The following is a 12,575-nucleotide window of genomic DNA, read 5'->3' on the forward strand; positions in this document are numbered from 1 at the left end:
CGGGAGAATTGCTATCCTGACCCCACAGATCGCTGGAGCGTGGTATGGCCGCGCCGGAATACACGGACGTTGAGAAGCCGCTGATCGATCAGCTGGTCGGGCTAGGGTGGACGCACCTGGCCGGCTCGGTCGAAGATCCGGGCGTCGCCCACCGCGAGAGCTTCGCGCAGGTGGTAATGGAGCCGGTGCTGCGCGACCGGGTGCGGGCGATCAACCTGCGCGCGGGCGAGCCCTGGCTGGACGATAAACGCCTGGACCAGGCGGTGTCGGCGGTTACGCGCATCCCGGCCAGCAAGGTGATGGAGGCGAACCGGCAGGCGACCGAGCTGTTGCTGGGTGGCCTGACCGTGGAGGGCCTGCCGGACTGGGACGGAGGCCGGGGCCAGACCATCCGGTTGATCGACTGGGAGGAGCCGGCGAACAACCACTTTGTGGTGGTGAACCAGTTCAAGGTGAAGTGCCCGCCCGGGTTCGATGTCGGCAAGGGGCACATCATCCCGGATCTGGTGCTGTTCGTGAACGGCATTCCGCTGGTGGTGGTGGAGTGCAAGAGCCGCACGGTGCCGGAGGGCATCAGCCAGGCGGTGGACCAGCTGCGGCGGTATCACGACCAGCGCTTCCAGGATTTCGAGGTCGAGGAGCACGAGGGCGCGCCGGCGCTGTTCGCGACCAGTCAGCTGCTGGTTGCCAGCAACTTCGACGAGGCGCGCGCGGGCACCGTGGGGGCCGCGTTTGCCCATTACCTGAGCTGGAAGACGGTGGTGCCGCGGCGCGAGTCGGAGGTGGCCGAGGCGCTGGGCGTGGCGGAGCTCTCCGCCCAGCAGCGCCTGGCGGCAGGGATGCTGGCGCCGGATACGCTGCTGGATATTGTGCGCCATTACACGCTGTTCATGAACGCGGGCGGGCAGACCATCAAGCTGGTCTGTCGCTACCAGCAGTATCGCGGGGTGACCCGCGCGATCGAACGGCTGAAGACCGGGGCGACCCGGCGCGAAGACGGCGAGGTGGACCGGCGCGGCGGGATCATCTGGCACACCCAGGGCAGCGGCAAGAGCCTGTCGATGGTGTTTCTGGTGCGCAAGCTGCGCACCGACCCGGAACTGCGCCGCTTCAAGGTGGTGGTGATCACCGACCGAAAGGATCTCCAGGCCCAGCTCTCGGAGACGGCCGCGCTGACCGGTGAGACGGTGGCGACCGCGCCGAATACCACGCGCCTGAAACAGCTGCTGGCCCGGGAGGGGCCGGGGCTGGTGTTCGGCACCATCCAGAAATATCGCGACCCCGACACGGAGGGGGAGGGCGGCGCTGGCGAGGCGCCGGGGGACGCGGCGCAGGACGACCTGCGCGAGGTGGCGGATCCGCCCGGCTCGTACGCGACCCCGGCGGCCCCGAAGCGCAGCGAGCCCTTCGAGGTGCTGAACACCAGCGAGGACATCCTGGTGCTGGTGGACGAGGCGCACCGGACCCAGGCCGGCGACCTGCACGCGAACATGATGCGCGCGCTGCCCAACGCGGCCCGCATCGGCTTCACCGGTACGCCCATCATCATGGGCGAGAAGAAGCGCACGCACGACATCTTCGGCGACTACATCGACCGCTACACCATCAAGGAGGCAGAGCAGGACGGCGCCACCGTGCCGATCCTGTACGAGGGGCGCACGGTGAAGGGCGCGATCAAGGACGGGGCCAGCCTGGACGGCCTGTTCGAGGACCTGTTCCGCAGTTACAGCAAGGAAGAGCTGGAGGCGATCAAGAAGAAATACGCCACCAAGGGGCAGATCTTCGAGGCGCCGCAGCTGATCCGCGAGAAGGCCGCGGACATGCTGCGCCACTACGTGACCCATATCCTGCCGAATGGCTACAAGGCCCAGCTGGTCGCCTACAGCCGGCGCGCGGCCGTGCGCTATTTCGAGGCACTGAACGAGGCCCGGGACGAGCTGCTGCAGGAGGCGAAGGCGCTGTCGGTCGAGGACAAGCAGCTCGACGATGCGCAGCTGGTAGCCCGGCCCGAGCGAGTGAAGGCGGCGATCCAGGCCTGGCGCTATCGGGATCTTCTCCGGCGTCTGGAGTTTGCCGTGGTGATCAGCGGCGGCAACAACGACGATGCGGCCTGGGCGCGCTGGACCGACCGCGGCGCGGTGGAGAACCATATCCAGCGCTTCAAGAAGCCGCTGACGCACGACGACCCCGAGAAGGCCGATCCGCTGGCCTTCCTGATCGTCAAATCCATGCTGCTCACCGGCTTCGATGCGCCCATCGAGGGGGTGATGTACCTGGATCGCTCGATCCGCGAGGCGGAGCTGCTGCAGGCCATCGCCCGCGTGAACCGTACCGGCCACCGCAAGACCCACGGCATCGTGGTGGACTACTTCGGCGTCGCCAATCACCTCAAGGAGGCCCTGGCGGCCTACAGCGAGGAGGACATCGAGGGCGCCCTGCAGAGCCTGAAGGACGAGATCCCGTTGCTGCGCGATCGTCATCTGCGCGCGGTGGACGTGCTGCGCCAGCAGGGCGTGGAGCGCCTGGAGGACGTGGAAGAGGCCGTGCAGGCCCTGGCGGACGAGCGGGTGCGGGCCGAGTTTACGGTCAAGCTCAAGGAGTTCAGCCAGAGCCTGGATGACGTGCTGCCACGACCGGAAGGACTGGAGTTCGTCAACGATGCCAAGCAGCTGGCCCACATCCACGCCCTGGCCCGCAACCGCTACAAAGACGTGCCGTCGCTGGGGAAGGACGTGGGCAACAAGGTGCGCAAGCTGATCGACGATTATGTGATCTCGCTCGGCGTGGACCCGCGTATTCCGCCGGTGCAGCTCACCGATGCCGAATTCGAGCGGCACCTGAACCGGCAGGTGGGCGATCGCGCCAAAGCCTCCGAGATGGAACACGCCGTCCGTTCCCACATCCGCAAGCACCTCGACGAAGACCCGGTAAAGTACGAGCGGCTGAGCGAGCGGCTGGAGGAACTACTGCAGCAACTGGATGGCCAGTGGGCAGAGCAGGTCGATGCGCTGGAAGGGCTGATCCAGCAGCTGCGAGACGATGAGCCCGTGGACGGCGAGGCGCTGCCCGACCTGCCGGCACACGCCGTCCCGTTCTGGCGTGAACTGGTGCAGAGCACCGCTGCGGACGACGAGCCGACCGGGGAGACCGAAGCGGGCCGCCTGATCGAAGTCACCGAAGAGCTGCTCGGGGTGATCCAGGACGAGATCGACGTGCCTGATTTCTGGAAGCCTTCCCACATTCCGGATCAGGAGCGGCTGAAGGGCCAGCTCTTCCAGCACCTGGTGCAGCGGGACGTGGTGCCGGTGGACGAAGTCGAGCCGCTGGTGGAACGCCTGTTCGATCTGGCGCGGGCCAACCACGACCGCCTGGTCAACGCATGACAGAGCTGCGAGTAGAAGACCTGACCTTCCAGGTGCGCGAGAGCCGGCGCCGCAAGACGCTGGAGATCACCGTGGACCGAGAGGGCGAACTGGCCATCGCGGCCCCCGCGGGCACCGACCCCGAGCAAATGCGAACCTTCGTGGTCGAGAAACGCGGCTGGATCTACCGCAAACTGGCAGAAAAGGCCCGGCGCCACCGGCCACTACCGAAGAAAAAATACGTGGACGGCGAAGGGTTCCTGTACCTCGGGCGCAGCCATCGCCTGAAGACGGTCCACACGACTGAGCAGGCCGTTCCACTGAAGCTCGATGGTGGGCGTTTCCACATCCGCCAGGATGCCCTGAACGACGCCCGGCAGCATTTCATCCAGTGGTACACCGCACGCGCGAACGATTGGCTGGGCCACCAGGTGGATGCCCACGCGCAGCGCCTCGGCCTGTCGCCCGCGGGCGTCAAGGTGCAGGATCTTGGTTTCCGCTGGGGCTCCTGCGGTCGGGGCGACTGGCTCTACTTCCACTGGAAGACCATCCTGCTGCCCCGCAACATCGCCGAATACGTCGCGGTCCACGAGCTGATTCACCTGCACGAGCCCCACCACACCCCCGAGTTCTGGCGCCGCCTCGAACGCGCTATGCCCGACTACGAACAGCGCAAGCGCTGGTTGGCGGAGCACGGGATCGAGGTGGAGGGCATCTGAAACGCCCAGAACGGGGTTAAGGGCCACAATAACACCGAGTGGTACAAACAAATCTGGGTACACAAACGAAATAGGCCAACCGAGAGGTTGGCCTACGTCGTGGATTATTAGGCCCCCGGGATCCGCTCGAATCACCGACATGGTTAGTAATCGGCCGGTATGTGGTGGCTGTCTTCCCGTTTTGCAGGCCAACCAGCTGGATGGGGGCCAGGAGAGGCCCCAGATCCCCGCATAGATGGAGCAGGGGTCTCCGGGGGCCAGTTGTGAACGTTATTCGGCGCGGCGACGGGTGTCCTGGCTGAAGAGGGGCGGAATCCAGACTTTTCGACCTCCGCAAGGGGATTGCCAGTACCGGTGCATCGGCGTTTGTGATGAGCTCTGCAAGGTCGCATCCGTTTGTGCGCTGCAGCCATCCAGGCCACGCACAACCGTTGCCATTGGTGCTGAATAGCTGTCGCCGTTGCGGTAGGCCACGATGAGCGCCCACAGCGTGTGATAGGCGTCTGAGTCCATCTGTTTTAGGGAAAGCAGCGGTTGCTGGAGAGCGTATTCGATGAGCTCTTCATGCGAGCGAGTGGGTACCCGTTCGGCAAATTCCGAAGCAAGGACGATCTTGCCGATGTCATGCATCAGGGCCAGGAGCATGCCGGCTTCCGTTTGCAGCGTTGGCAATGCCATGGCCCGACCCACCGCATGTACCGCTTCTGCCAGTTCGAGGCTGTGGGCGATCAGCCCGCCAGTCTTGGCATGGTGGCATCGCTTGGAGGCCGGGAGCGTGAGGTACTGGATGGCGAATTCCTGATCCGAGAAGGTCTCACTGACGAATTCTCGGTAGGGCTCAACGGAAAGGTTCTGCACCACATTGACCAGGCGCTGCAGGCTGCCAGGGTCGGGTGCGCGGTGGACGGGGAGAAGATCCAGCGGCCCCTTCTCGGGCAGTGCCGACCCGACTTCTGGATAAGCCACAACGTGTCGCTGTCCACGCTCTGTTTCGATGGTGTGGAGGGCCAGGGATTGGAACTGACCTCCTCCCAAGGGATGGCCCTCCCAGTCTCGAATTCTTGCGAAGGCCGTGAAATAACCGGTCGAATCGTAGACCCGAAGTCGGTAGTAGGGTTCTCCGCTAGGAGCTCGGCCTTCGCACTGGATTTCGACCCGTGCGGCGAAAATGACGGGCTCATAGCATGCGATGTCATCCATCCCGACCATTCGCTGCAGTTCTTGAACGTCCTTAGCCTTCATTGCGCACCTCCGTATGCTCTTCGGCGTTCCCTTGGAGAGAACGCAGGAGACGATCCATCGCGGAACCATCCTGGCGTGTCAGGTTCGGGACGTACCGCGAATACACGCGGAACAACATCTCGGTCGTGGTATGGCCCAGCTGCCTGGCGATCCACTCCGGGTTCTCTCCAGACGCCAACCAAAGTGTGGCGGCGGTATGCCGGCACTGGTAGGGCTGGCGAGGCTCAAGCCCGAGATGGCGGAGTAATGGGTACCAGACCCGCTGAGTGACGTTCTTGGTGTCCAGTGGCCGGCCGAACTTCGTGACGAAGACGTATTCCTGTTTGCCAGTGGCTCGGAACTGTCGCTGCAGGGCATCAGCGACCACGGAAGACATGGCCACCTCGCGTTGTGAGCCGTCGTTCTTGGTGTATTCCGTTCGGCCCTGGTTGTATGTCTCGCGAATCAGAATCTGGCCCTTCTCGAAGTCCACGTACTTCCATTTCAAGCCGTGCACTTCCCCGGTTCTCAGCCCGGTGAAAAGTCGCACGATGAAGTAGTCGCGGTAGTCGGCTCGAACGGTATTGATGATCTTCTGCGTTTCCTCCCACGTGAACGGCATGATCTCCTTACGTGGTTGCTTGAGCCGTTTCAGATTGTTCATCGGGAACGTAAACTGGAAGCGGTCAGCGGCTTCGGCCAGGATCATCGAGAGCACCCCGAGGGTGTGGTTGATGGTCTTTGGGGACAGGGTCGCGTTGCCTTTCCGGCCTGGAACTTTGGCGAGCTCGGACCGGAAGGCAAGAATGTCCGCTTTGCTGATGTCGCTGACCCTTTGATCACCGAAGTAGGGCAGCAGGTGCCGTCGCAGGGAGCCGCGGTTGGTCTCCAGCGTCTTGAAGCGCCAGGCGACCTCGTTTTCTTGCAGCCACTGTTCCGCGAAATCACGGAACATGGGAGTGATGCTTGGTTGGTCGATTGCGTCGGTGGTAGTGGGTTCTGCCGCCTCCGTAGCGAACTTGGCTACTCGGCTGCTCTTCGGGAAGTACCGGCTGTACTCGAAGGTGCCAAGAGTGATCTCGGCCTCGATCTTCTTCGCGACTTTCTCCATGCTTCGCCGGTTGGCCGGGGTGTCATCCAGCTTCGTTGTTTCACGACACCGCTGTCCTCGATAGCGAAAATCAAAGACGAGTTTTCCGGTTTCCCTTCTACGTCGAACGTTAACCATGGCAGGTGCCCCCCGACGCCATGGGGATGGCGATTTCGTCATCGGTGGAGCCGAGCATGTCCCGTTCGATTGTTTCCCAGATGAACAGGATCTTGCGGCCGCCGAAGGGCCGGAAATAGTGAATGCCTTCAATCAGGACGCTGTCTTTGAGGCGCTCGCGGATGGTTCGCGCGTCGTAGTGAATCCGTTCGGCGAGCCCTTCGGTGGTGAGGTATGTACGTTCTTGTGCCATCTTCTGCTCCTAGTGGACAATGTTGTTTTCAGGATCGCGTAACAGCGCGCAGTAGCTGTTTTTGCCATCCTGAATGAAATCCTAGGACGCAGAATGTCGTTCGTCAACTAAAAATATGATTCAGGATCGAATTACGGCGGGGAGAATATGATTCGTTGCCATCTATCGAGGATGATGGGCGAGCAGAAGCTGAAGATCGCCGATGTCGCTCGAGCTACTGGACTAAACCGCAACACGGTTACGCTGCTCTATCAGGAAACGGCGACACGAGTGGAGCTCCCAGCTGTAGATGCCCTCTGCACCTACTTCAACTGCCAGGTGGGTGACCTCTTTGAGCATGTACCTGAGGGTGGCGAGGCGCCGGAGTAGGGTAGGGAGTTGGACACAGCGCCAGGAGGTCATCCCGTTGCCTCGTCCGAGGGACCCATGGCGCGTAGCGGCACAGGTTGGTCACAGAATTGGTCACAGGACTTCCGAAGCCACAAACGAAAAAAGGGACCAGCGACTGTAAGTCACTGATCCCTTTCTCTGGAATATGGCGCGCCCGGAAGGATTCGAACCTCCGACCACCTGGTTCGTAGCCAGGTACTCTATCCAGCTGAGCTACGGGCGCATCGACTGAAGGCGCGCATTATCGCGATTGGTCCCGAGGGATGCAAGCGCCATGAGCGATTTGCCTCAGCCGCGCGGGATGGGATGGTAGGGCGTGGAGCGCACCCGGTCGTGTTCGTGCATGCGGTAGTGGACGAATTCGTCCTTGTCGTGGAAGTGCAGGAACGGGTTGCCCTCGTCCTGTTCCGCCAGCGTAGATTCGACTTTCTCCGCGTAGTTGTGTCCCGGGTGGATGCAGGTATGCGCCGGGAGCCCGTCGCGCAGGCCGTTCAGCGTATGGAACATCTGCTCCGGGTCGCCCCCGGACAGGTCGCAGCGGCCGCAACCGAACACGAAGAGCGTGTCACCGGTAATCAGGTCGTCGCCGGCCGGCATGTGGAAGCAGGCGGAGCCGGGGGTGTGGCCGGGCGTGTGCAGGAAGCGGATCTCGGTGTCGCCCAGCTTCATCGTGTCGCCGCCGTGGTGGAGTTCCGGGCGCTCCAGCTCCTTGCCCCAGAACTCGGCCTCGGGCTTGAGGATATGCAGTCGGGCATTGGGGTACTGCTCCAGGATCGCCTCGACGCCGTTGATGTGGTCGTGGTGGCTGTGGGTCAGCAGGATGTCGGAGATGGTCACGTCCTGCTCGCGCGCCTGGTTGAGGATCGCGTCCGGCTCCCAGGCCGGGTCCACCACCGCCGCGCGGCGGCTCGCCATGTCCTCGATCAGGTAGACGAAGTTCTCCATCGGCCCGAGTTCCTGGCGGTGGATGCGGTAGGGCAGGTCGTTGCGGTCCATTGCGGCCTCCATTGAGTCGTTTCCAGTTTGGTAGGGTCCGTTCATTACTGGTTCCATCGTCCGCAGGGAAGGAGAGAGATGCAAAATTCCGAAGAGTCGTCGGCCGTTAATGCCGCCCTGGATGCGGAGGCCGACTGGGAGTCCCGCTATCAGGAAGGCTCCACGCGCTGGGATCGGGGTGGCCCAAGCCCGTCGCTGGAGGCCTGGCTGGCGATCACTGACCTGGCGAAAGGCGCGCGGATCGTGGTGCCGGGCTGCGGTTTCGGGCACGAGGTCCCGGCCCTGGCCCGCCACGGATATTACCCGATCGGTCTGGATGTGGCGCCCACGCCAGTGCGGCATCTGCGCGAACAGCTGGAGCGGGAGGGGCTGGAGGCGGAGGTCGTCCAGGCCGACATGCTGGCATGGCAGCCGGAGACGCCGGTGGATGGCGTCTACGAGCAGACCTCCCTGTGCGCGATCCCGCCCGAGCAGTGGCCCGCCTACGAGCAGCAGCTGCATGCCTGGCTGCGTCCGGACGGCGAGCTGTTCGCGTGCTTCATGCAGACCGGGCGCGAGGGCGGGCCGCCGTTTCACTGCGAGATGGCGGACATGCGGGCGTTGTTCCCGGACAGTCGCTGGGAGTGGCGCAACGACGCCGGGCGGACCGAACACACCAATGGCAAGTTCGAGTTGCTTCATCGCCTGATTCGGCGTTGAATCGGGTAAAGGGCACACCCGTGCCCCGAGTCGGGACCCATGGGTTCCGGCCGGATACCGCGTGAAGTGCCGCGGCAAGGGGGATACTCATGCTTAACTCTATGCCGGAGGGAATGGAGCAGGTTCGCGCGCTGTTGCTGGACCTCTCCGGTGTGCTGTACGTGGGCGGCGAGGCCCTCCCGGGCGCCATCGAGGCCGTGCAGCGGGCACAGGCCGCCGGGCTCCCGGTCCGTCTGATCACCAACACGACACGCGAGCCACGCGCGGCCATCATCGACAAGCTGGCCGGCCTTGGCTTCGCGTTCGAGTCCGCGCAGTTGACGACGGCCCCCTCCGCGATCCGCGAGCGGCTCGCGTCCGAGTCCCGCACCCCGCTGCTCCTGGTACACCCGGCGCTGGAACCCGAGTTCGAGGGCGTGCCCACGGGCGAGCCGGATGTGGTCGTACTGGGCGACATGGGCGCCGCGTTCGACTACGCCGTGCTCAACCGCGCGTTTCGCGTGTTGATGGAGGGAGCACCGCTGTGGGTGATGGGGACCAACCGCTATTTTCGCGAGGCGGATGGCCTGTCGCTGGATATCGGCCCGTTCGTGCGTGCGCTGGAGTACGCCGCCGATCTGAAGGCCGAGAACTTCGGCAAGCCGGATGCCCGGCTGTTCCATGCGGCGATTGCGGATCTGGATCTGCCACCGGAGCAGGTGCTGATGGTGGGCGACGATGTGTCGGGGGATGTGGACGGCGCACGCGCCGCGGGTCTGACCGCCTGTCTGGTGCGCACCGGCAAGTATCAGGACGGCGACGAACAGCGGGCACAACACCGCGGTGCCGGCCTGGCGGATCGCCTGGCCGACATCGTGGATGCTTTATTGGGTTGAGGTAACCGCGCGCCGGCCGTCAATGACCGGCGCGCGGGTCCTGGCCTTGATCAGGCGGAGCGGCGCTTGACCGACAGGGTGCCGTCACCGCGGCTGGCGTTGGCCTTGCGGCCCGGCGCCTTGCGCGGCTTTCCGGCGGCCGCATAGGCCGGGCGCTTGCCGTTGGCCGGAGCCGGGCCACGCCGCTTGGCGGCCGTCTTGCCCGGGCCGTGGGGCTTGCGCGCAGCCGGGGCGTGGCGCTCGGTCGCACGCGAGTCGCGAGTCGGGACAGAGCGCGCCATTTCCAGGCGACGGTTGGCGATATGGATATTGCCCAGGCGGCGCACCGCGGCCTCGTCCAGCGCGGCCGGCAGGTCCACATGGCTGTGGTCGTCCTGCAGGCCGATCCGGCCGATGTCGCGGCCGTTCAGGCCACCCTCGTTGGCCAGCGCCCCGACAATGGCGCCGGGGGCGATGCCGTGGTTACGCCCGACCGGCATGTAGTAGCGCACCATGTCCGCTTCCGGCCCGCGGTCCTTGCCGCGGCTGGGGCGGGGGGCGCGGTCACGGTTGCGATCCGCACGATGACTGTCGCGTTCGGGGCGGCTGGCGGCCGCCGTCACGGGATCGTGCGCGTTGGGCGTGCCATCCAGCGGCGTGCCCTGGGTCGCCAGGGCGAGCAGGGCGCGGGCGAGATCGCGTTCGCCCATCTGGCCGTTGGCCAGCAGCCGGTCCAGCAGGGCGTCGAGCTGCGGCGACGCTTCGCCGGCCAGCTCGGCCTGCAGACGCTCGGCCAGGCGCTCCTCGCGGCGGGCGATCGCGGCGGCGCGATCCGGGACCTTCTGCTCGCGCACGGGCTTGCCGGTCAGGCGCTCGATATCGCGCAGCATGCGCCGCTTGCGCGGCTCCAGGAACAGGATCGCGCGGCCCTTGCGCCCGGCGCGGCCGGTACGGCCGATGCGGTGCACGTACACCTCGGCATCGCCCGGGGCGTCGTAGTTGAAGACATGGGTGATGCGCGGGACGTCGATGCCGCGGGCGGCCACGTCGGTGGCAACGATCACGTCCAGATGACCATCGCGCAGGTCGGCGACCACGCGCTCGCGTTCGCCCTGTTCCATGTCGCCATTGAGCGGGGAGGACTGCACGCCCTGTGCGTTCAGGGCCTCGGCGATCTCGGCGGTGGCGGCCTTGGTACGGGCGAATACGATCGCCGCGTCCAGTTCCGGCTCCACCTCGATCATCCGGCCCAGGGCCTCGGTCTTGTGGCGCTGGTCCACCAGGCAGTAGCTCTGATCGATGTCGGTGCCGGCCTCGTTGCCCGCGCCAATGCGGATCTCCTGCGGCTCGCGCATGTGGCGGTGCGCGATGCGGCGAATCGGCGCCGGCATGGTCGCGGAGAACAGCGTGGTCTGGCGTTCGGCCGGGGTCTGTTCGAGGATCCATTCGATCTCCTCGACAAAGCCCATGCGCAGCATCTCGTCGGCCTCGTCCAGCACCACCATGCGCAGCGCATCCAGTGTCAGCGTGCCGCGCTTGATGTGGTCGACCACGCGGCCGGGCGTTCCGACCACGACCTGCGCACCATCGCGCAGGGCGCGGATCTGCACGCCCATGGGCTGGCCGCCGTAGACCGGCAGGATCTCGAGCCCGTCGATACTGGCCGCGAAGCCCTCCAGGGCGGTGGCGACCTGGCCGGCCAGCTCGCGGGTCGGCGCCAGGATCAGCGCCTGCACGCGACGCTGCGCGGGATCGATCGAGTCGATCAGCGGCAGGCCGAAGGCGCCGGTCTTGCCGGTGCCGGTCTGGGCCTCGCCCAGCACGTCGTCGCCGGCCAGCAGGGCCGGGATACACGCGGCCTGGACCGGGGTCGGGGTGGTAAAGCCCAGTTGCAACAGGGCACGGGCCAACGACTCGGAAAGGCCGAGTTCGGCGAAGGAGGGGGATTCGGACATTTCAGGGGGTACTCGGGCGGGCCGGAACAAGGCCCGGCGAAAATCGGATGAATCTACTCAGCGCGCATCATACACGAATTGCGAAACGAAATACGTCTGCGCATATGCAATAAAACTCTTGCCCGCGAACAAACGCGGGCATTACGAGGGCTTGGGGTCTGCTACTTCCCCAGCCCGGTCAGTCGCGCCGGCTCCAGGATCTCGATCCAGTAGCCGTCCACGTCCTTCACGAAGGCGATGTCCTTCAGCCCGCCTTCGTCCGGGCGCTTCACGAACTCGACATCGTTCTCGTCGAACCAGTGCACGGCCGCGTCCAGGTCGGGTACCGAGAAGCAGATGTGGCCGAAGCCCTGCGGCTCCTCGTTGCCGTCGTGGTAGTGGAAGTCGGCGTCCTTTTCGGTGCCGTAGTTGTAGGTCAGCTCCAGGATGCCGCGCTGGCTGAACATCCAGCGGGTGGCCTCCCCGCCATCCTTGGGCGGGTGCGGCTCGTCCTCGCCGATTTGCGCCAGGAAGTAGAGCGTGAACTCGAACTCCGGGAAGTCCAGCGTCTTGATCAGCTGCATGCCGAACACCCGCTGGTAGAAGTCCAGCGCCTTCTGCGGATCCTTCACGCGCAGCATGGTGTGGTTCAAGCGAAAGCCTGCGGTGGGATTGTCGCTCATGGTGCGTCCTTGTATCGGCTAAAGGGGGGTGTCCCGGAAGACTGGAACACAGGGGCCGAGGTTCCCTCAAGTACCACCATCGCGTCGTCCGCGATCCCCCGTCACTGCGAGGAGGCGCAGCCGACGCGGCAGCCTGCCGAGTCAGCCCCAACGTCGGTGCCAGCGTTGGGAGATCGCTTCGCTCGGCTCGCGATGACGGCTGTGTGGACGCGCCGGGCTTACCCACCCCCGTCACTGCGAGGAGGCGCAGCCGACGC

The 12,575-nt window shown here is 65.1% G+C and carries 11 protein-coding genes and 1 tRNA gene; 5 read left to right on the forward strand and 7 right to left on the reverse strand.

What is annotated here, in order from left to right:
* Nucleotides 1-44 precede the first annotated feature (44 nt).
* Nucleotides 45-3,383, forward strand: a complete 3,339-nt coding sequence (locus G015_RS0109700) for a type I restriction endonuclease subunit R (RefSeq protein ID WP_020146611.1) — start codon at nt 45-47, stop codon at nt 3,381-3,383.
* Nucleotides 3,380-4,081 carry a M48 family metallopeptidase gene (locus tag G015_RS0109705; RefSeq protein ID WP_020146612.1) on the forward strand — a complete coding sequence of 234 codons (702 nt, stop codon included), beginning with the start codon at nt 3,380-3,382 and terminating at the stop codon, nt 4,079-4,081. Before G015_RS0109700 ends, G015_RS0109705 begins: the two co-directional genes overlap by 4 nt.
* 270 nt (nt 4,082-4,351) lie before the next feature.
* Here G015_RS0109705 and G015_RS0109710 read toward each other — a convergent pair whose 3' ends face one another.
* The 3 genes from G015_RS0109710 to G015_RS0109720 are packed head-to-tail and all read right to left on the reverse strand — an operon-like array spanning nt 4,352 to nt 6,762.
* Complete coding sequence (locus G015_RS0109710) at nt 4,352-5,323, reverse strand: TraI domain-containing protein (protein ID WP_020146613.1); 972 nt, start codon at nt 5,321-5,323, stop codon at nt 4,352-4,354.
* Complete coding sequence (locus G015_RS0109715) at nt 5,313-6,530, reverse strand: site-specific integrase (protein WP_028490917.1); 1,218 nt, start codon at nt 6,528-6,530, stop codon at nt 5,313-5,315. Before G015_RS0109715 ends, G015_RS0109710 begins: the two co-directional genes overlap by 11 nt.
* Entirely contained in the window at nt 6,523-6,762 is a 240-nt protein-coding gene (locus G015_RS0109720) for a hypothetical protein (protein WP_018877780.1), read from the reverse strand. Before G015_RS0109720 ends, G015_RS0109715 begins: the two co-directional genes overlap by 8 nt.
* Nucleotides 6,763-6,909: 147 nt before the next feature.
* Here G015_RS0109720 and G015_RS0109725 point away from each other — a divergent pair, with 147 nt between their 5' ends.
* Nucleotides 6,910-7,131, forward strand: a complete 222-nt coding sequence (locus G015_RS0109725) for a helix-turn-helix transcriptional regulator (RefSeq protein WP_020146615.1) — start codon at nt 6,910-6,912, stop codon at nt 7,129-7,131.
* Nucleotides 7,132-7,298: 167 nt separating this feature from the next.
* Here G015_RS0109725 and G015_RS0109730 read toward each other — a convergent pair.
* Nucleotides 7,299-7,375: transfer RNA gene (locus G015_RS0109730), tRNA-Arg, on the reverse strand.
* Nucleotides 7,376-7,440: 65 nt separating this feature from the next.
* Nucleotides 7,441-8,148 carry an MBL fold metallo-hydrolase gene (locus tag G015_RS0109735; RefSeq protein ID WP_028490918.1) on the reverse strand — a complete coding sequence of 236 codons (708 nt, stop codon included), beginning with the start codon at nt 8,146-8,148 and terminating at the stop codon, nt 7,441-7,443.
* Between the two features lie 78 nt (nt 8,149-8,226).
* Here G015_RS0109735 and G015_RS0109740 point away from each other — a divergent pair, with 78 nt between their 5' ends.
* The gene (locus tag G015_RS0109740; protein ID WP_020146617.1) at nt 8,227-8,847 is read left to right on the forward strand and encodes a methyltransferase domain-containing protein; all 621 of its coding nucleotides are present in this window, start codon (nt 8,227-8,229) and stop codon (nt 8,845-8,847) included.
* Nucleotides 8,848-8,960: 113 nt separating this feature from the next.
* Entirely contained in the window at nt 8,961-9,722 is a 762-nt protein-coding gene (locus tag G015_RS0109745; protein ID WP_018174058.1) for a TIGR01458 family HAD-type hydrolase, read from the forward strand.
* Nucleotides 9,723-9,772: 50 nt separating this feature from the next.
* Here G015_RS0109745 and G015_RS0109750 read toward each other — a convergent pair whose 3' ends face one another.
* Entirely contained in the window at nt 9,773-11,656 is a 1,884-nt protein-coding gene (locus G015_RS0109750; protein ID WP_020146618.1) for a DEAD/DEAH box helicase, read from the reverse strand.
* Nucleotides 11,657-11,817: 161 nt separating this feature from the next.
* A complete protein-coding gene (gene gloA / locus G015_RS0109755) occupies nt 11,818-12,318 on the reverse strand; it encodes a lactoylglutathione lyase (RefSeq protein WP_018137723.1) in 501 nt (166 codons plus the stop codon).
* Nucleotides 12,319-12,575: the final 257 nt, after the last annotated feature.

The sequence above is a fragment of the Thioalkalivibrio sp. ALJ15 genome, assembly GCF_000383695.1.
In the GTDB taxonomy this organism is placed as follows: Bacteria; Pseudomonadota; Gammaproteobacteria; order Ectothiorhodospirales; family Ectothiorhodospiraceae; genus Thioalkalivibrio.